This is a genomic window from Mariniflexile soesokkakense, from assembly GCF_039650365.1.
GTDB classification, from domain to species: Bacteria; Bacteroidota; Bacteroidia; order Flavobacteriales; family Flavobacteriaceae; genus Mariniflexile; species Mariniflexile soesokkakense.
The window spans coordinates 354,422-375,306 of sequence record NZ_JAZHYP010000002.1 but is presented as its reverse complement, the minus strand read 5'-3'; the positions used below and the strand labels follow the sequence as shown (position 1 = coordinate 375,306).

Genomic DNA, 20,885 nt, shown 5'->3' with positions numbered 1-20,885 from the left:
ATTTTTTTATTAAAATGTTAAGTTAACTCCAAAAGTGTACGAACGCGCTCTAGGGAAAGATGATCTATCAAGTCCAGGAGTAAAAGGGTTGCTACTTGAGTTAACTTCTGGGTCGTACCCAGAATACTTAGTCCATATATGTAAGTTTCTACCTGTTGCGAATACTCTAACTTTAGATAACCCTACTTTAGAGATTAATTTTTCAGGTAAACTATACCCTAAAGTTACGTTATTTAATCTTAAGAATGACCCATCTTCAATAGCCCAATCATGGATAACCGCAGCAGCAATACCATGGCTGGCATGAGACCAGATATTTTTACCTTGATTTATTTCTCTTAATTGTTCTAAATCGGTTACAATGCCACCAGGAGTGCCGGTGTATGAGCCATCAATATCTAAATAGGTAAATCTATTTTCTAGACTCATAGTTTGTAATAAGTTACCATTAGAAACTCTTCTAAACTGATTGAATTGTATTTTACCTGTATTATAAACGTCGTTTCCAACTTGGTAATTAAAGAACGTGGCTAAATCAAAGCCTTTATATCTAAAATTTAAACCAAAACCTCCTTGAAAATCTGGTAAGGCATTACCAATAACTTTTCTGTCCAAATCATTTATGGCACCATCATTGTTTAGGTCTTTTAATTTTAAAGTTCCAGGTCTTAATGTATTACCTACTGTACCAGAAGCATCGGCGATACCTGTTTTTAAAATATACCTATTAGCCACAGCATCATAGCTTTCAAAATCATCTACTGAATAAAAGCCGTCAGTAACAAAACCAAACATGTTACCAATTTTACCTCCAAGTTCTAGTTGATAATCATTTCTGTTTCTAAGGTCGGTACTTGCCCAATTAGACTGTGCAAATTTGTTCTGAGTTCCATCTAATTTTTCAATAGTAAGTATGTTTCTACCTATATTGAAATTAGCAGATAATGAAAAATCTTTAGTGTCAACAATATAACCTGTTAAGCCAAGTTCTAATCCATTATTAGCAGTACTACCAATATTAGCATATTGTTCATTAAAACCAGTATTAGTTGGGATAGCTTGCGTGTAAAGTAAATCGCGTGTTTCGTTTCTGTAATAGTCGAAACTACCATTTAAACGTTTCTTAAACATAGTAAAATCTACACCATAGTTGCTGGTTACTGTAGTTTCCCATTTTAAAAATGGATTGTACAACGAACTACTTTCTGGTTGGTAGTAAAGGTTGTCTACATTACCAAAACCAGGGCCTCTGTTTGTTGTTCCTTCAAAAAGAAATTGTGTTAAACCAGAACCAATTCTATCGTTACCAGTTTCACCATAACTTATTCTTATTTTTAGTTCATCAACAAAATCTACATCCTTCATGAAATTTTCTTGGTCTAGTTTCCAAGCAAATGCTAATGCCGGGAAAATACCTAAAGAGTTTTCTTTAGCGAATTTACTAGATTGGTCTGCTCTAGCCGTAAGCGTAAAGATGTATTTGTCTTGTAATTGGAAATCAAATCGTCCAAATAGCGATTTTCTATTTGAATCTGTAAATTGACCACCTGAAATTCTATCTACATCACCAAACTGCATGTTAGCAAATAACTCCTCAGGGGTTATAGATAGCCTAAAGTTTTCAGCTCTAATAAAATTAGATTTTCCACCATTTGAAGATACTTCATGTCCAACTAAAAAGTCTATCCTTGAGTCTCCCCAGTCTTTTTTATAATTCAAAGTGTTAACCCAACGGTATGAATGATCATCTCTGTTTGTTCTTTGACCAAGTGGTAAGCTACCTCCATTGTTGAACGATTCACTTGTTAATGGACCATAAAATCTTAAATCTTCTTGGAATCCTTTTGAACGTGAAAATGATGTTTTTGCGGTAATTTCATCTGTGATAGACCAAGTTAAAGCGGCATTAAAAACATAATCGTAATCAGTTCTTTTTCTCCAATCTTGTTTAACGATATCGTTAGGGTTTTTTAAACCCAAAAGAAATTGTTGAAAATCATCATCATCGGTTACTTGATTTAAATCAATGTCCAGTTCATCAGCAATACCATTAACAGGTCTTGTTTGAACAGCATCTTTAATGCTTAACTGGCCACTTGATGTTCCTGCGCCATCTTTAATAGTGTTTGTTATCCTTGCTTGTGCATCAAATGAAAGTCTGTCTGATATTTTCTGGTTTAATTTAAAATTAATAGCAGTTCTTTCGTAAGCAGAACCAGTAAGCAAGCCTTCATCAGCATTATGAGACAAACTTAAATTCATTTTGGTCAATTCTGTTCCACCACCAATAGATAAATTGTGATATTCAGAAACTCTTGAGCCTCCAAATAATTCATCTTGCCAATCGGTTGGTTTTCTGTTTTTGTAAAGCTCTATATCGTCATATTTACCGAAATATTTTTCAAATCCTTCTATAGCTGTTTGTCCTCTTAATGCTTCGTATTCGTAATTAGCTAAAACAAATTCATAAGGGCTTAAAACCTCATACTTCCTGTCTTGAGGTAATTCGTTAAATTGGTAATAGTTATTATAATTTATTGAGGTTTTTCCAGCAACAGGGTTTTTAGTAGTTACCACAATAACACCATTAGATGCTGATGCACCATAAATGGCGGTAGCACCTGCATCCTTTAAAACGTCAATACTGGCAATATCGTTAACAGGTATGTTATCTATACCACCAACAATAAAACCATCTACTACAAATAAAGGGCTATTATCTTGTGATAAGGATGTACCACCTCTCACTCTAATTCTAATTTCAGCACCAGGTTCACCATCGGCAGAAGTTACATTTACACCAGGTAATCTTCCAGAAAGTGCTTCGGCAGCACTTGAGATAGGTATAGTTGATAGTTCTTTACTGCTAATACTAGCAGTAGCACCCGTCATGTCTGCTTTTTTTACTTTTCCGTAACCGTAATCAATAAGTACAATTTCGTCTAACTGACTTAAATCTGTTTCTAAGGTAATATTAATAGATGTTTTGTTGTTTACAGCTACTTCTTGGGTTTTATAACCAATATAAGAGAATACGATGGTTGCGTTTGAAGCTACATTGTTAATTGTAAACTGTCCGTCAAAATCTGTAGAAGTACCATTAGATGTTCCTTTAACCAGAACTGTAACACCAGGAAGAGGCCCGCCTAATTCGCCACCATCTGTTACTACTCCACTAATAGTTATTTGGCTTTGCGCATGTACGTTGCCTATGCAAAGCAAAAAAGCTCCTATAAATAAAGCTAAATAAGCCTTATTAAAGTGCGTTATTTTCTTTCTGACTTTTGGAAAGAAAAAAAGATAATCAAATAAGGAATGGTTTGTCATAAAAAATTTGTTTAGTTGTTAAAGTTGCTTGATTTTTAAAGTTAGAGTTTTAAAAAAAAACTATTTTGATTACACTAAGTTTTTAAAGAGTGAAAGTTCTCTAAATTAACAAAAAAACCTGAAATTCCCCATCTTAATAAGTTAAAACCAATAAGGCGGTAAGAGTAACAAGTTAATAACTGTTTGTGTAATCGATTGCTCAAATATAGATAATATTTAGTTGAATGCAAATTTTTAGATAAAATTAACATAAATTTTTCTCGTTTTTTTTTGCTTAATCACTGGTTCTTAAAATTCATCCACCATTAGAAAAGTATGTATGCACTTTTGTAATAGCGGAATTTCTGTTGGTTTTTTGACGAAATCACCTTCATAAATAAGCTGTTTTTAAGGTGTTACATGAAATATATGTATGTACTAGTTGTTTAATATTTTTTTTGTTATATATTTGAGTAATCGATTGCATTTTGATTATTGTTTTAATCAATGCTCCAATTCCAGTTTACCTGCAGTTCTTTATTATTTGTTTTTTAACAGGAATAGATCTTGTTGATTAATGAGGGCTTTTACAATTTTTACTAACTATAATTAAACTGATAATTATGAGAAAACTTTCCTTTTTTAGTATGATTCTTTTGATGCTATTTGACTTTGCGGTACAAGCTCAAACAACTACCTCCTATAATCTAGGAAATCAATCTACTTTTACCAATACAGGTACTCAATGGGATCCCGTTACTTCTACAGTAAGTCCAGATGGTAAATTAAGGACCCAAGCTCCTACTTCCCAATGGCATAGTGCTGGTTACGGGATTGCATTTAAAACGGGTAATTCCTTGGAAGTTGACGTTGCCGAGGGGCAGAATACAATTCGTTTTTACGGTTCTGTGTTTAGTTCGGGCACCATGAGTGGAGGTACAACCGTTGGTGGTAGCGAACTAGGTACTATGGACGTAGACATGGATAATCATCCTGGTATGGGAGATCAAACGGGATACTATGAATTTACTTACACAGGTGGTGCGATTACTTTATATTTCACTTTTAGTGGATCTAATGCTTATACACCGGCAATAGATGTAACGAATCTTGTGGTTGTAATTGAGAAAACAGACGTTTGGGATTTTGGCGCTCAGCAATTGGATAATGTACTTTATAATAATATGTTAACCGAAGCTAAAATAAATGCTTGGTATGGTGCAACAACACCAGGAACTGCCGGTGTTGTATTACCGTCGTTTACCGAAGGCGATTTAGGGTGGGTTGGAGGCTCTAATGATCGATTGAGAACATCAAATACCAATCTTACACGTTACGATGAGAATTTAGGAGGCGTAGCTGGTTATATAGGTAGGGTATATCAAAATGGAACTACTCCAGATAGATATATGAGATTAACATTAAATGAAGATGATGAAGTATCAGTATATATGATAACGCAGTCTGGAACTGGGCAAATTCATTTCATGTATGAAGCGAATCCGTCTGCTCAAGATGATGTTGTGGCTGTTGGAACAACACTTACGCAACTTAAATTTGTTGCAAAAACTGGCGGGGTATACCGTATATACGATGCTGTAGATAAGCCCAGTTATTACAGGATTCAAAGAAAAGCTGCTAATTATAAAACAATTACTGGTACTATTGATGAAACCTTGGCACCAGGTATACCAGGTGGATATACCATTGGTTTTACAAACCAAGCAGGCAAAACATTCTCTACTGTGGTATCAAGTGGTACTTACAGCATCGATTTACCAGCTGAATATACTTATGACTTAAGCTTAGGTGGTGCCAATGGTTATGTTATTTCTAGCGGTCTTAGTTTGAATGTTACCGACTCAACAACTACCCATGACATTACGGTAATACAAGTTGATTTGTATACAGTGAGTGGAGATATAACAGGCTTGGTAGATCTTACTAACCTTGCATTGCACTACACGCCAGATCCAGCTGCAAATAAAGTTTACAACCCTATTGTTTCAATAAACAAAGGGGCATCAACTTATAGTGTTGATCTAGAGGCTGGAGTAGAATATACCATTACAGCAGATGGCGTAAATGATTTTGAAATTTTGGCCAATACTATTACGATAGGAACCGCTAGTCAAACAGCTAATATTGCTTTTTCTGCTAAACCTTTATATAGTATAACAATAAACACACCCGGTTTAGATGCTACCCAAAAAAGTGCATTGAGTTTAACCTTTACTAGCCAAAATGAAGCCGGTTATTCATATAATTTTACCGATGTAACTACGGTGGCTTTACGCGATGGAGTTTACGCTATCTCTTATGATGGGTTGGACGCTTACCCTATTGAGTTGGCATTAACCTCAAATTTAGCGGTGGCCGGTGTAAATACCTCAAAAAACTTGACATTTAACCCTGTGAGTGAATGGGTCTTTAACAACCGCAATATTTCTAATGCCACGGCATATAAGGGTCTTGCATTTACCGGGACTGTGAATGTACGAGGTTCAAATGGGGATTTATTGGCTTCGGGAGGTGCTACAATTGCGATTCCTGTTAAGGTGGGTGATAAAGTACTGGTTACAGATTACTATCAGTCAAACTATTCTATTGAAGGTGGTGCGCAGGTACAAAACACTTCCAATAGTACAAATACAAGAATTACTACTGAATATGTATATCCAGGTACAACCGACGGTACTGTAACCTTGACTACTGCTGGAACTTCTTATTTTGTTTCAATAAAAGTATTGGAAATTGTTGCTTATACGCCCGTTATAACAGTTGGTACTGGTAAAGATTATCAAACCATCAATGAGGCATTGAAAGCTATTTCTTTAATGGATAGACTTAGTAATGAGCGTGTTACTGTTATGGTAGATCCTGGTAACTACGAAGAAATGCTAGTGATAAGCAGCTCTAATGTTACTTTAAAAAATGCAGCATCTTCACCAAGTATTGCACTTTTAAATGCAGGCGTTGATATTGATGCTAACGCAGTAAGAATTACTTCTTATTACGGACAAAAATATAACTTCTTTAGTCAAGGAACCAATAATAAATGGAATGCAGAAGCTTTGGCAGTAAACACAGAAAATGGCTATACAGATTATATAAATCAAGAAGGTACTGGCGGTGGTTCGTCTTATTGGAATGCAACAGTAGTGGTTGCAGCAAACGGTTTCACGGCTGAAGATATTATTTTGGAAAATTCATTTAACCAATACATTTCTCAAAAAGAATCTCAAGATATTGTTCAGCCTAAAGGCTCTGATCCTGTTAGGCCTACAGACTACGGTAACACAAGTGTTCAAAACAGGGCTGCTGGATATGTTACGCAAGCTGCAGCTATTGGAATTGCTAACAATACAGATAAAGTTATCTTAAACAATTGCCGTGTTATTGGTCGTCAAGATTCTTTTTATGGAGGTGTAGGGTCTCGAGTTGTAGTTTACAAAGGAGCTATGATGGGTGCCGTAGACTATATTTTTGGAGGTATGACTGCGGTGTTTTACAAAACTGACTTTGTACTTAATACGAGCGATTCAGGTAGTGATGCAGCTTATATTACAGCGGCACAGCAAGGTAGCGGAAGAGGTTTCCTTATGTACGAGTGTCATGTAAAATCACCAGTACCTGGAGTGGAAACAGCATCTGTTAATGGATCAAAACCTGGGTATTTTGGACGCCCATGGGCACCAACAACTAGTGAAGTGGTTTTTTATAATACAACTATTGATGCGTCTACTTACCCTGGCTCCGAAGGATTATCATTAATATCACCTGTTGGTTGGACAAGCTCTTTAGGTGGTGAATCAGCGAAAATGTATGAATATGGTACTATTGAAAATGCTTCTGGTATAGATAATTCAGGAAATCGTGCTTCGTGGTCAACCGTTTTAAGTTCGCCTACTTTAACACACGATGGAACTCCTATTACAACATTTAACTTTACAAAAGGAAATGATAATTGGGATCCTATTGCAGAGTTGGAGTCTCTTGGAGTTGATGATTTTAATGCCCATGAAACAGGGGTTAAAGTAGCTGCTTATAATAGCAGAATCTATGTTTCTAATGTGAAGTCAAGTACAGATATTAATATTTATAGTATTACAGGAGTTTTGGTTAAATCAGTAAAAACGCAAAGCGATACCGATTTTGAATTTAAAAAAGGTCTTTTTATTGTAACCATTAAAGATGCTGATGGACAAAAAGCAGTGAAGATAATAACACATTAATACTAAAAAGATAATAGAAAAGCAAAAAGAGGGAACTTATAAGGTTTCCTCTTTTTTTGTTAAAAATTCTAAATTTTAAAATTGTAAGAAAATAAAAGATTGCTGCTGCTAATAACGGTTAATAATGACTATGGTCTATAATGATAGATTTTAACAAGCGTAAAATGTTAATTATTTGTGATTTGATAAAAAAAACCCTATATTTTGTAAATATTTTCAATTTTATTTGTTGAATTAAAAGAATGCCTAAATGCGCTGTTGGTTATTTATAAAATTGACCGTAGTTCAAAATTATATACCCAAAATCACTAATTTGCTGATATTGCAGCATCTAAACATATATGGTGATTAATTGTAAAATCTTATTACTATACACTCTCAACTAAGTTATTAATATTTAAATTATTTAAAATGAAAAAACAATTACTATTATTTATTTTACCAATGTTGCTTTTAACGGCAACTTCACAAGCCCAAATCAAATATTGGGATTTTGGCGCTAAAGATCTTGGAGCAGGTTATTCTAACATGCTTCCTGTAGGTCATTTAAATGCATGGGGTAATCAAAATCGTGGAATAGATTGGGTTGATGGCAGTGGCTCCCCAGTAACTAATTATGCCGATGGGGTTGCATATGCTCCTAAACCAGATGATGCTAGTGGTCCTTATGGAAACGAAAATGGTGAAAGTACCGTATCACTTTATTTTAAAACTTTTCATAGTAGGTATAGCAATTTCGCAACTTCTAATTTCCAGATGTCATCAAGAAGTTCATCACCAAACCCTCCAAATGGCACTTTGATAAGTGGGGGAAGTTTATATACCAAACCGCAACTAATGCCAGATTTAGATGGTACCACCGATATGGTATTTTATAAAGACAGTAATAGCGATAGATTATTAACGGTAAGAGATGATATTACACGTTATGATGGTTCTGGATTTGATACAACCCCATTAGCTGGAACAGACTATAGACGTTTAACTTTGCCTGATGGTATGGATGTTACTGCATTTCCAGGTTGTTTGCAGTTTACAACACCTGGTGAAAAAAGATACAACACTAGTGGTAGGTTTAGAGGCTTTTTGGTTAATTTACAGGCAAACGAATATTTAACCGTGGTGGCTTCAGGTCAATATGTAGATATTGAAGGAAACGGTACTTTAGGTTGTAGTACAGGTTGGTTTTCGTTTGAATCCTATGGAGGAACTGGAACACCGGTTTTAATTGAGGATAAAGGTACGGGTACCGGAGCTTTTGATTGTAGCGGTCTTTCTGGTGGAGATACTGGAGATGAAGCACCAAGGGTTATGGAATTTCAAGCGGTTGATGCACAAACCTATAAGCTTGCGTACAGAGGTGGTACCGTTAGATTTTATAGAATGTTTGTAAGTTCTACTTCTATTAAAAGCGCCGTACAGGCTCAATTAGATGCTTCTTTGGATGTTGATGATGTGGCTTCAACAGTTACAACAGATGTAAGGGCAGTTGGTAACAGAGTATATGTTTCTAACGTAAAATCTAGTACTGAAGTTAAAATTTATGCCATTACTGGTGCTTTAGTAAAAGAGTTTAAAACAAATAGCAATACGGATTTTGCTTTCAAAGCAGGTCTTTATATAGCGACGGTAAAAACCGCTGAAGGTCAAAAATCTGTTAAATTATTATTGAACTAGTTCTTTTGTAACAAGTTCATAATTAAAGTTTTAAAAGAGAATATCTTAATTGATATTCTCTTTTTTTATTATTATCTTAAAAACACTAAACTCAAATCAGTATTACGTCGATTAAAATTGCGAATAAACGAATAAATGGTTTATAAGAATAAATCTTTAAGAGCTATATCCGAAATTTAAAAAAAAATACATAAATTAGGCAATCGATTACAATAATGTAGTCGTATTATAACTAAAACTATAAAACATGAAACAAAAATTACTTTTATTTATTTTGCCAATGTTGTTAATATCAACATTATCAATTGCTCAAGATCGTGATTGGCAGATTGGAACAACTTCAACAAGCTGGCCTGCAGATCTTGCTCAAATGACTACAGGAGAACAAGTTATAGATGGGTTGACTGTGGCAGCAGTTTCAGCTACATTTGGTGCAATGCGTCCAACATCTAGTTCTTTGAATTTCCCTGACGGTTATACACCAAATAATGAATGGCCAGGAAACGGTAGTAGTGGAAGTGGTACTACAAATCCTTTACCAACAAGACGTTATTTTTCTTTTCCTGTTACTGGTCCTTCTACAATAAAAGTTTGGTTTAGGGTTAATGGTACGGGAGGTCGTACGTGTGAGGTTAGTGATGGAACGACTGTTTTAGGTTCTGCAACTTCTGAAGATTCTGGTCAAGGAGTTATTTTAACGGCTACTTATAATGGTGCTGGAGGTACTATTTATGTTTCTGCTACTTCTTCTATAAATTACCATAGAATTTCAGTGGTTGATGGTGTGCTTGGTGTTAAAGAAAATACATCTCCAGTTTCAACAAATGTACAAGCAATAGGAAATAGAGTTTATGTGTCGAACGTAAAAACTAGTTCTGAAGTAAATATTTACAGTATTACAGGCGCGTTGGTAAAAACATTTAAAACGAATGGTAATACCGATTTTGCTTTTAAAGCTGGGTTATACGTTGCTACTATTAAAACTGCAGAAGGTCAAAAATCTGTTAAATTATTATTGAATTAATCCCATTAATAATAACTTTTTTAAAAGAAGGATATACATTAAAAAGTATATCCTTCTTTTTTTGCTTAATACTTTTAGTAGTTAATTTATATAATTGGTCAGCGTTCAAAAATAGCACCTCATTATTGTTAATTTATTAATATTAGCAATATAAACATGACATTCAATTAATAACTTATGCAAAAACGTTTTTCCGGGGTTGTAGTGCCAATGATAACGCCACTCAATAAAGATTTCACTGTAGATGTTGTTGCTGTAAAACGTATTGTAACGCTTTTTGCTAAAAATGGTATTCACCCGTTGGTATTAGGTACTACGGGGGAATCTAGTTCTATTAGTGAATTAGAAAGTTTTCGCTTAGTTGAAGCCGCGGTTAAAGCTAAAGCGAAAAACCAATGTATTTATGCCGGATTGGTAGGCAATCAAGTTGATGATTTGGTTAATAGAGGCAATTTATATATAAGTTCGGGAGCCGATTGTGTGGTGGCAACACTGCCATCTTATTATGGTCTAACTCCTAAACAAATGGCTCATTTTTATAAAACATTAGCAGATAGGATTTACGGACCAGTGATGATGTATAATATCAAGGCAACTACGCAGATGACCATTCCTTTGGAAGTGGTTACCGAGTTGTCTTCACATTCAAATATTTGGGGTTTAAAAGATTCTGAACGTGATATTGAACGTATGGAATGGCTCATAAAAACATATAAAAACAATCCAGATTTCTCATATTTCTGTGGTTGGGGGGCACAAACTGCCGGTAGTTTAAAAGTGGGGGCTGATGGTATTGTGCCTAGTACGGGTAATTATGTGCCGGAAATGTACAAAAGTTTGTATGATGCTGCCATTAATCAAGATTGGAATGCATGCGAAAAATGGCAACGGGAAACCGATAAAATAGCATTGCTATATCAAAAAGATAGAACATTGGGGCAATCTTTAGCGGTATTAAAGGCCTTAATGCATGAAAAGGAAATATGTAATAAAACCATGATGCCGCCATTAACAGAGGTGGAGTAAAATTAAACCAACTAAGAACCAACCATTATGCTAAACATTCATTGGATTGATGTAGTAATTGTAATTATTTCGGTAGTATTCACACTGGGTGCAGGGTTTTACTTTGCCAATAGGCAAAAAAGTTCCGATCAATATTTCTCAGGAAGTAAAACCATACCAGCTTGGGCTATTGGAATCTCCATTTTTGCTACTTTAATTAGTAGTGTTACATTTTTAGCATATCCAGCGGCAGCCTATAAATCTAATTGGATATTATTAGTGCAAGGTTTAATGGTACCCATTGTTTTAGTAGGATTAATTTGGGTTATTGTCCCTTTATTTCGTAAAGTAATTCGTTTAAGTACTTATGAATATTTTGAACGTCGGTTCGGGGTGTTTGCACGCATGTATAGTTCTATAGCATTTATATTAACGCATTTTTCAAAAATGGGAACGGTGTTGTATTTGGTTAGTTTAGCATTGGCAACCTTAACAGGTTTAGATGTTTCAATTTATATTTTAATGCTTAGTGTGGTTATTATTTTACTAACCTTGCTTGGGGGTATGGAGGCTGTTATTTGGATGGATGTTATTCAAGGTTTTTTGCTAATTGGAGGCGGCTTATTATGTGTAGGAATCTTATTGTTTAATTATGAAGGAGGTGCCGGACATATGCTAAGTGAAGCTGTAACCATGAAAAAAATAGATTTCGGACCTTATAATTTTAGTTTTACTGAGTTAACGTTTTGGGTGCTGGTTATTAACGGCACTTTTTACGCATTACAGAAATACGGCACAGACCAAACCATTGTACAAAGATATTTGGCGGCCAAAAATGATAAAGATGCTAAAAAAGCAGCTTATATAGGCGTGTTTGCCAGTGTGCCAGTTTGGGCATTGTTCATGCTAATTGGCTCATTGTTGTTTGTGTTTTACAATTCTGGAAATGCAGTATTGCCCGAAGGTATAAATGCCGATCAAGCTTTTACCTATTTTATAGGAACAGAATTACCGGTGGGTGCTGTTGGTTTGGTATTGGCAGCATTAATTGCGGCGGCAGTTTCCAGTTTGGATTCCGATATGAATTGTTTAGCAGCCATTGGTGTAGAAGATTTTTACCAGCGTTTCAAACCTAATTGTACCGATAAAGACAGATTAGTTGTGGGACGATTATTAGTGTTGTTTTCAGGTTTGGCCATGTCTGCCGTGGCACTATTATATAATGCTTGGAGCGGTGAAGGTGTACTTGGGGTTGTATTTGAATTATACGCCATTTTCTCAGCAGGTATTGTAGGCATTTTTCTTTTAGGATTGTTTTCAAGACGCGCAAATAAACAAGGTTTATATGTAGGTTTAGCAGTTTGTGTAGCATTTACAGGTTACGCTGTATTAACAACCACAAAAATTGATGGTTCTGTAATTTTAGATTTAGGGAATTTAAACTTTCCCCAGCATAAATACATGTTAGGGGTATATAGCCATCTTATTGTATTGGTGGTTGGTTATTTCGCAAGTTTCCTTTTCAAATCTGAAAACCCAAAAGATGAATTAACCATATACGGATATTTTAAACTTAAAGAGAAAAATCAATAAAAGATTAAATTGAAATGAATTCAATTACCTTATTACAGCCTCAAAAAATTGTGTTTGGTGAAGGTTCAATCCAAGAACTTTCAAACGACACTATTTTAGAAAGGTCAAACAATATACTACTGCTTGTAGCAACACCGTTGTTGCAAGCTGTTGAGCAAACAATTAAAAGTCTTCAGTCTAAAAATAAGCAAGTGCAACTTGTTGAATATAAATTCTTAGGAGAACCTACGTTTTCGCAATTCAATACATTATTAAGTGAGAATAAAGGGGTTAATCCCGATTGTGTTATAGGTGTTGGTGGTGGAAGCGTGTTAGATTGTGCCAAATTGCTAGCAGCACTTATAAATAATACACAATCGCTAGAAGACGTTGTTGGCATTGGATTTTTGAACGGAAGAAAAATAAACCTAATATGTATTCCTACAACATCAGGAACCGGTAGTGAAGTGTCGCCAAATGCTATTTTATTAAACGAAGATACGCAAGCAAAAAGCGGAATTATTAGTCCATATCTAGTACCAGATGCCTGTTATCTCGACCCTGTTTTAACCATCAGTTTGCCGCCTAAATTAACTGCTGAAACGGGTATTGATGCTTTGTCGCATTGTATTGAAGCTTATACGAACAAATTTGCGCATCCAACAGTAGATGTGTATGCATTAAAGGGCATTCAACTTATAGCGGATAATATTCAAAAAGCTTATGATAATGGAAACGATATAGAGGCACGTTCGGCATTGTTATTAGGTTCTATGTATGGAGGTTTGTGCTTAGGGCCCGTAAATACTTCGGCAGTTCATGCATTGTCTTATGGGTTGGGAGGTAAATTTCATATAGCTCACGGCCTTTCAAATGCTATTTTAATGCCCGAAGTATTACGCTTTAATATGTCATCAAACTTAAAACGACATGCTGAAGTGGCACGTGCTTTAGGAGTTACTTGGAATGATAAAAATGAAAATTTAGCATTAATAGGTATTGAAAAAATTGAAGCCATATCAAGAGCATGTAACATTCCACAAAGATTAACGGAGATTGGAGTAACCGAAGATGTATTGCCAGAATTAGCCGATATAGCCATGAAAGTAACACGGTTGTTGAAAAATAATCCAAGGGAAGTTACTAGGGAAGATGCCATTGCCATTTATAAAAGACTACTTTAAAGACTAAAATGATGAAACCGAAAATAGGAATCTCAATGGGCGACCCTGCAGGAATTGGTCCAGAAATTATAATTAAAACCTTAGCGTTAAAGGATGTTTACAACAGATGTAGCCCTTTAGTTGTAGGCGATGCTGAAGCGATGCAAAACGAAGTAAATTCATTAAAATCTTCATTAAAGATTAATGCGATTCAAAATGTAGTGGATGCTAAGTTTGAATACGGGACTATTGATGTTTACGATTTAAAAAATGTTAATAATAAAGAATTAAAACCAGGCATCGTAACGGCTATGGCTGGAAAAGCCGCTTTTGAAGCTGTTATAAAAAACATTGAATTAGCGTTGGCAAAAGAGATAGATGCAACCGTAACAGCACCAATAAACAAAGAATCCATTCACAAAGCAGGACATAAATATTCAGGACATACTGAAATTTATGCCGATTATACAAACACCAAAAAATTCGCCATGCTTTTGGCTGATGAAAACTTTAGAGTCATTCACGTAAGTACTCATGTGTCGTTGCGTCAAGCTTGCGATTTGTGTAAAAAAGACCGCGTATTTGAAGTCATTACGTTATTGGATGATGCTTGTAAAAAATTCGGAATTAAACAACCAAGAATTGCCGTTGCTGGATTAAATCCACATGCAGGAGAAAACCAATTATTTGGTGATGAGGAAGTCAACGAAATTATTCCTGCTATTGAAGAAGCCAATAAGTTAGGTTATACGGTTGAAGGTCCGTTTCCCCCAGATACCATGTTTGTAAAAGCCGTTCAAGGCAAGTTTGATGGTTGTATCGCTATGTATCACGACCAAGGTCATATTCCGTTTAAACTAGAAGGTTTTAAATGGGACAATGTAAAGGAGACTATGAAAAGTGTAAAAGGAGTAAACATCACACTAGGTTTGCCAATTATACGAACTTCAGTAGATCATGGAACCGCTTTTGAAATTGCAGGTCAAGGCATTGCTTCGGCAGATGCTATGTTAGTAGCGATTGATTATGCCATAGTTATGGCAAAACACAAAAAATAATGATTACCGTTATTGCTGATGATTTAACTGGAGCCGCAGAAATTGCAGGCATTTGTCTTCGCTATGGAATTGACGTTTCTTTCGGAATTGATGCTATTCCTGAAAAAGTAGCCACTATAAATATTATAGCAACAGATACACGCTCCATGACTGAAGATGAAGCTTATGAAACTCATTTTCATCTAGCCGAAGAAACTATTTCAAAAACAAAAAACATCCTATTTAAAAAATGCGATTCAGTATTGCGTGGGCATGTTTTAATTGAACTTTCAGCACTGCTCGATGCCGAAGGAAAAGAATGTGTTTTATTGCAACCTTCAAATCCACAGGGTAATCGTTGCATTAAAAATGCATCCTATTTTATAAATGATATTTTAATAGAACATACTGGTTTTGCTACCGACCCTGATTTTCCTTCAAATACATCATTAGTGAAAAGTTTAATATTAGATAGAGTTGCTAAAGAGCATACTATTGTAGTGAATACAGGGGTTTTTAATGAAATCTACACAAAAGGTATATTTGTTCCAGATTGTGGATCGGTAGAAGACCTATCAAAAAGTGTTAACTTATATCATCAAGACATGCTTATTGGAGGAAGTGCTGCTTTTTTCGAGCAATTTCTAATTAAAATGAAACTAGCAATATGTAAAATCAAACAAACAGAGCACAGTTTTAAAAGCAATTACTTGCTTCTTTCTGGAAGTACACATCCCCAAAGCATTGAGTTTTCAAAAAATCTTAAAAAAATAAATTGTCCATTGGTTGTTTTTCCTGAGACGCTTTTGGAAACCAAACTCGATAAAACTGCTTTAAAGAATTTTATAAATGAAATATCGGGTATTTACAAAAATAAAAAGAAGTTAGCTTTAAGAGTTTCAAATGATGTTATTCAACTTAACAAAAGCGCTCTAAATTTAAAAACTCGAATGAGTTTAATCGCAAAAAAACTGATAGAAACCTCAGATATTGAGGAGCTTTTTATTGAAGGTGGTGCTACTGCTTATGGCTTGTTGGATGAATTACATTGGAATTCGTTTACCCCAATAGCAGAATTAGCTTCAGGGGTAGTGCGTATGCAATACAACAACGATCCATTAAAACACATCACCATAAAACCGGGCAGTTACCAATGGCCAAATGGTTTATTAAATTAGTATATTTAGAAATAGATTAAAAACTTCAATGAAAATATTAAAAGGAATAGCATGGAATCATACGCGAGGGTTTACCTCGGTAGTGGCAACAGCACAACGGTTTGAGGAATTAAACCCCGATGTTAGAATTATTTGGGAAAAACGCTCTTTACAAGCCTTTGCCGATGCTTCTTTAGGTGAATTAACAGCTAATTACGATTTGTTGATTATGGATAATCCGCATGTATCCATTGCAGCACGCGATAAAGTGCTTTTGCCTTTTGATGATTATTTAAGTGCCGAATTTTTAAATGAATTAGCAGAAAATAGTGTTGGTAAATCGCATGCTAGTTACCACGTGAATGGAAAACAATGGACCTTAGCAACCGATGCAGCAACACCCATAGCAACTTGGAGAGAAGATTTGGTACAGCAACAAAATATACAAATTCCAAAAACATGGGAAGAATTGTTAGTGCTAACCAAAACAGGAAAAGTAGCATTTGCTTCCATTCCTATTGATACGTTAATGCATCATTTTATGATGTGTATCGCTTTAGGAGCTGACGTTTTTGAAAGTAAAACGGAGGTAGCGCCTAGAAACATTATGGTTGAAGCCGTAAAAATGTATAAAGAGCTGGTAGATTTAGCACCATCATTTTGTTTGGAAATGAATCCTATAAAGATTTATGAGAGAATGACCCGAACCAACGATATTGTGTACAGTCCGTTCAATTATGGTTATTCAAATTATTCGAAAAAAAATTATGCCGACTATACCTTAAAAGCGGGAGGTTTGGTAGCTTTTAATGGAAAACGACTTCGCTCTACATTAGGCGGAGCAGGTATTGCCGTATCTTCCCAAACGAAACATGCTGAAATTGCCATGAAATATGCCGAGTTTACAGCTTTAGAAAAAACACAATCTGGTTTGTATTTTGAATTCGGTGGACAACCCGGACACAGAAAAGCGTGGTTAAATGATGATGTAAATAGTCAATGTAAAAACTTTTTTAAAGACACATTACAGACTTTAGATGAAGCTACCATGCGTCCACAATATTATGGCTATATGCACTTTCAAGATGAAGCAAGTCCTGTTATCCATGATGCCATTACTGGAAAAACATCCATTGAAGCGGCGGTAGATAAAATGAATGCTATTTATAGAGATTCACTAACACATTAAAAAATAAAAAAGTGAAACCATTAGAAGGTTTATTGGTATTGGAATTTGCACAATTTTTGGCAGGACCTTCAGCGGGTTTAAAACTCGCCGATATGGGTGCGCGTGTCATCAAAATTGAACGCCCAATAAAAGGCGAAGCATGCCGTCAATTAAGCATTAAAGATTTATTTGTTGATGAAAGTAGCATGCTGTTTCATACCATCAACAGAAACAAAGAATCGTTTGCAGCCGATTTAAAAAATCCAGACGATTTAGTACAAGTTAAAAAACTAATCGCTAAAGCAGATATTATGACCCATAATTTCCGACCTGGCGTTATGGAAAAAATAGGGCTAACCTTTGAAGATGTTTTAGCTATAAACCCTAAAATAATTTACGGTGTTATCACAGGTTATGGCGAAAAAGGACCATGGGCAAAAAAACCGGGACAGGATTTATTAATTCAATCACTTTCAGGTTTAACTTGGTTAAGCGGAAAAAGCAGTCAAGGTCCTGTGCCTTTTGGGTTGGCGGTTGCAGATTTAATGTGCGGAAACCATTTTGTTCAAGGCATTTTAGCAGCCTTATTAAAGCGAGCCAAAACAGGTAAAGGCGTTTTGGTTGAAGTGAGTTTGTTGGAATCTATTTTAGATGTGCAGTTTGAAGCACTCACCATATTTTTAAATAACGGAGGAAAGCTTGCCGACAGAGGAAATGTACGTGGAAGTGCTCACGCATTTTTAAGTGCGCCTTACGGAATTTACGAAACCGCCGATGGTTATTTAGCATTGGCAATGGGCGATTTACTTTTGTTAGGTAGTATTCTTGAAGTTGATTTAAGCAAATATACCAATAAAAAAACATGGTTTAGGTCGCGTGCAGCCATTCGAAAAATATTAAGTAAACAAATAATTACAAAAGATTCAGATTATTGGATTAAAGCTTTGCGTGAAAAAGGCATGTGGTGTGAAAAAGTATCGGATTATAACGACTTAAATCATCAGCCATTTATGAAGGATTTACAGTTAAAACAAACCGTTAAAAATTCAGAAGGAAAGGAAATGGAAACAACCAGGCATCCTGTAAAGTTTGATGAAACTATATTAAGTAGTACCAAAGCGGCACCAAAAGTAGGGGAAGATAATGAGAAGATAATTGAACAATTTTTAAAGATTTAAATGAAGCCTTTAGAAGATTATTTAATAGTAGATTTTAGCCAGTTTTTATCTGGGCCATCGGCAAGTTTACGTTTAGCAGATTTAGGCGCAAGGGTCATCAAAATTGAAAAACCGGGAACAGGTGATATTTGTAGAACGTTGTATACTTCCGATTTAATAATGAATGGGGAATCTTCTATATTTCATACAATCAACAGAAATAAAGAATCCTTTGCAGCCGATTTTAAAAACACTGAAGATTTAAAAACAATAAAAAAATTACTGATAAAAGCCGATGTGGTGATGCATAATTTCAGACCCGATGTTATGAAGCGTATAGGTTTAAGTTATGATGATGTAAAAGCCATTAACCCAAAAGTGGTTTATGCCGAAATATCAGGGTATGGCAACCACCCCGATTTAAAGGATAAGCCTGGTCAAGATTTATTGTTACAATCAATGACCGCATTAACATGGCTAACTGGTAATCAAAATGATGGGCCGGTAGCTATGGGATTGTCCATCGTAGATATGTTAGCAGGTGCCCATTTGGCGCAAGGTATTTTAGCGGCGTTATATAGAAAAACAATAAATGATTCTGGTGCATTGGTACAAGTGAGTATGTTAGAATCTGCTATCGATTTTCAATTTGAGACCATAACCACATTTTTTAACGATGGCGGCGAATTACCTGTGCGAACCAAAAGCAATAATGCGCATGCGTATTTAGGAGCGCCGTATGGGATTTATAAAACAAATGATGGGTTTTTAGCCTTAGCAATGGGTTCTGTCCCAGTGCTAGCAAACCTTTTAAAATGTGATGCCTTACTGCAATTTCCAGAAAACAAGTTTACTTTAAGGGACAAAATAAAAAAGGTATTGGCAACTCATTTAAAAACCCAAACCACAACACATTGGCTTTCAGTTTTAGAACCTGCTGATATTTGGTGTGCCAAGGTTTTAAATTACCAAGAGCTTTTTGAAGAAGAAGGCTTTAAAGTGTTGAATTATATTCAAAAAGTAACTATGGGCGATGGTTATGGGTATGAAACAACCCGATGTCCTATAAAAATAGATGGTGAATTATTTATATCGGAAAAAGGTTCTCCAAAACTGGGTGAGCATAATCAGAAAATTTTAAACGAATTAATCAATACTTAATGGAAAAATTTAGAATTGCCGTTCGGAAATTTGAACCTTTTGAAACCACTTTAAAAAAATTATGGGAGACATTTAGTGCTGAAAATAATTTGAGCATTGAAGTGGAAATGATTCCGTTAGAACTTCACGATTTATATGAGGAAACACTCGCTAAAAAAGGCTTACAGAATGGTGATTGGGATATAGCTCACATAAACACGGACTGGATTTTTGATGCTGCAAAGGCCAAAGCAGTTGAGAATTTATCACCATTAATTGCACATAATCCACCGCATAATTTCCCAGAAGGATGGCATAAATCGTTGCTTCATCTACAGGAAATTAATAATGATGTTTTCGGATTACCATTTCATGATGGACCTGAATGTTTAATTTATAGAAAAGATTTATTTGAAAATTCCTTAGAAAAAGAAACCTTCAAAAACCAATTTGGTTACGAATTGCAACCACCAAAAACGTGGGAGCAATTCACGCAAATAGCCGAATTTTTCAACAGACCTGAAAAGGATTTGTACGGATGTGTATTTGCAAACTATCCCGATGGTCATAATATGGTTTTCGATTTTTGTTTGCAATTATGGACGCGTGGCGGTTCATTATTAGATATAAATAATCAAATAAGCATAAATAAACCCGAAGCGGTAAAAGCTTTGGATTTTTATAGAAACATCGTTAATAATAAAAAAACAACACATCCAAGATCAAAAGACTTTGGTTCAGTGGAAGCAGGTATGGCATTCGCAACTGCTGAAGCGGCTATGGCAATAAACTGGTTTGGATTTGCATCGATGTGCGAAGTAATTGAAGCTTCTAAAGTAAAAGGAAAGGTCGATATTGCAGAATTACCACATGATGAAAACCACAAATCAGCATCGCTAAATGTGTATTGGTTATATACCATTGGTTCAGGAAGCAAACATAAAGCTTTGGCTTATAAATTTTTGCAATATGCAACAACACCCGAAAGTGACAAATTATTAACAAACGAAGGCGGCATCGGTTGTAGAAAATCGACTTGGAATGATGTGGAAATCAATAAAACCATTCCATACTATCATAAATTAAGTATGTTGCATGAAAATGCTTTAACATTGCCACAAACACCCGTTTGGCCAAAGGTAGCGGAATTGATAGACCACATGGTTTTAAAAGCCATAAATGGTACAGCACCTTCCAAAGAATTGTTAGAAGAAACTCAAAATAACATCCAAAAAATCATATAA

General features: G+C 35.3%; 13 protein-coding genes. 12 read left to right on the top strand and 1 reads right to left on the bottom strand.

The window, feature by feature from the left end; all coding sequences use genetic code 11:
* Window positions 1–9: 9 nt before the first annotated feature.
* Window positions 10–3,327 (bottom strand): SusC/RagA family TonB-linked outer membrane protein, encoded by a 3,318-nt coding sequence (locus tag VP395_RS05550; RefSeq protein ID WP_346240754.1) that lies wholly within the window; start codon window positions 3,325–3,327, stop codon window positions 10–12.
* A gap of 602 nt (window positions 3,328–3,929) precedes the next feature.
* On the opposite strand from VP395_RS05550, the gene VP395_RS05545 reads away from it, so the two are divergent.
* From VP395_RS05545 to VP395_RS05490, 12 genes are all read left to right on the top strand, one after another.
* The gene (locus tag VP395_RS05545) at window positions 3,930–7,541 is read left to right on the top strand and encodes a pectinesterase family protein (protein ID WP_346240753.1); all 3,612 of its coding nucleotides are present in this window, start codon (window positions 3,930–3,932) and stop codon (window positions 7,539–7,541) included.
* Between the two features lie 411 nt (window positions 7,542–7,952).
* Complete coding sequence (locus VP395_RS05540) at window positions 7,953–9,218, top strand: T9SS type A sorting domain-containing protein (RefSeq protein ID WP_346240752.1); 1,266 nt, start codon at window positions 7,953–7,955, stop codon at window positions 9,216–9,218.
* Between the two features lie 247 nt (window positions 9,219–9,465).
* Window positions 9,466–10,242 (top strand): T9SS type A sorting domain-containing protein, encoded by a 777-nt coding sequence (locus tag VP395_RS05535; RefSeq protein ID WP_346240751.1) that lies wholly within the window; start codon window positions 9,466–9,468, stop codon window positions 10,240–10,242.
* Between the two features lie 177 nt (window positions 10,243–10,419).
* Window positions 10,420–11,268: a dihydrodipicolinate synthase family protein gene (locus VP395_RS05530; RefSeq protein ID WP_346240750.1), complete on the top strand. Its 849-nt coding sequence runs from the start codon at window positions 10,420–10,422 to the stop codon at window positions 11,266–11,268.
* A gap of 27 nt (window positions 11,269–11,295) precedes the next feature.
* A complete protein-coding gene (locus tag VP395_RS05525) occupies window positions 11,296–12,840 on the top strand; it encodes a sodium:solute symporter family protein (protein ID WP_346240749.1) in 1,545 nt (514 codons plus the stop codon).
* 14 nt (window positions 12,841–12,854) lie between these two features.
* The gene (locus tag VP395_RS05520; RefSeq protein ID WP_346240748.1) at window positions 12,855–14,003 is read left to right on the top strand and encodes an iron-containing alcohol dehydrogenase; all 1,149 of its coding nucleotides are present in this window, start codon (window positions 12,855–12,857) and stop codon (window positions 14,001–14,003) included.
* Window positions 14,004–14,011: 8 nt separating this feature from the next.
* Complete coding sequence (pdxA, locus tag VP395_RS05515; RefSeq protein WP_346240747.1) at window positions 14,012–15,040, top strand: 4-hydroxythreonine-4-phosphate dehydrogenase PdxA; 1,029 nt, start codon at window positions 14,012–14,014, stop codon at window positions 15,038–15,040.
* Entirely contained in the window at window positions 15,040–16,197 is a 1,158-nt protein-coding gene (locus VP395_RS05510) for a four-carbon acid sugar kinase family protein (RefSeq protein ID WP_346240746.1), read from the top strand. The genes pdxA and VP395_RS05510 overlap by 1 nt, the downstream gene beginning before the upstream one ends.
* A gap of 28 nt (window positions 16,198–16,225) precedes the next feature.
* A complete protein-coding gene (locus VP395_RS05505; protein WP_346240745.1) occupies window positions 16,226–17,365 on the top strand; it encodes an ABC transporter substrate-binding protein in 1,140 nt (379 codons plus the stop codon).
* 11 nt (window positions 17,366–17,376) lie between these two features.
* Window positions 17,377–18,522, top strand: a complete 1,146-nt coding sequence (locus tag VP395_RS05500; protein WP_346240744.1) for a CaiB/BaiF CoA transferase family protein — start codon at window positions 17,377–17,379, stop codon at window positions 18,520–18,522.
* Entirely contained in the window at window positions 18,523–19,662 is a 1,140-nt protein-coding gene (locus tag VP395_RS05495; RefSeq protein WP_346240743.1) for a CaiB/BaiF CoA transferase family protein, read from the top strand.
* Window positions 19,662–20,885: an extracellular solute-binding protein gene (locus VP395_RS05490; protein ID WP_346240742.1), complete on the top strand. Its 1,224-nt coding sequence runs from the start codon at window positions 19,662–19,664 to the stop codon at window positions 20,883–20,885. The genes VP395_RS05495 and VP395_RS05490 overlap by 1 nt, the downstream gene beginning before the upstream one ends.

Bases quoted from the DNA above. Each gene is read 5' to 3' on its own strand.
- VP395_RS05525 (WP_346240749.1), top strand. From the start codon at position 11,296: ATGCTAAACATTCATTGGATTGATGTAGTAATTGTAATTATTTCGGTA.
- VP395_RS05540 (WP_346240752.1), top strand. From the start codon at position 7,953: ATGAAAAAACAATTACTATTATTTATTTTACCAATGTTGCTTTTAACG.
- VP395_RS05535 (WP_346240751.1), top strand. From the start codon at position 9,466: ATGAAACAAAAATTACTTTTATTTATTTTGCCAATGTTGTTAATATCA.
- VP395_RS05520 (WP_346240748.1), top strand. From the start codon at position 12,855: ATGAATTCAATTACCTTATTACAGCCTCAAAAAATTGTGTTTGGTGAA.
- VP395_RS05490 (WP_346240742.1), top strand. From the start codon at position 19,662: ATGGAAAAATTTAGAATTGCCGTTCGGAAATTTGAACCTTTTGAAACC.
- pdxA (WP_346240747.1), top strand. From the start codon at position 14,012: ATGATGAAACCGAAAATAGGAATCTCAATGGGCGACCCTGCAGGAATT.
- VP395_RS05545 (WP_346240753.1), top strand. From the start codon at position 3,930: ATGAGAAAACTTTCCTTTTTTAGTATGATTCTTTTGATGCTATTTGAC.
- VP395_RS05530 (WP_346240750.1), top strand. From the start codon at position 10,420: ATGCAAAAACGTTTTTCCGGGGTTGTAGTGCCAATGATAACGCCACTC.
- VP395_RS05550 (WP_346240754.1), bottom strand. From the start codon at position 3,327: ATGACAAACCATTCCTTATTTGATTATCTTTTTTTCTTTCCAAAAGTC.
- VP395_RS05510 (WP_346240746.1), top strand. From the start codon at position 15,040: ATGATTACCGTTATTGCTGATGATTTAACTGGAGCCGCAGAAATTGCA.
- VP395_RS05495 (WP_346240743.1), top strand. From the start codon at position 18,523: ATGAAGCCTTTAGAAGATTATTTAATAGTAGATTTTAGCCAGTTTTTA.
- VP395_RS05505 (WP_346240745.1), top strand. From the start codon at position 16,226: ATGAAAATATTAAAAGGAATAGCATGGAATCATACGCGAGGGTTTACC.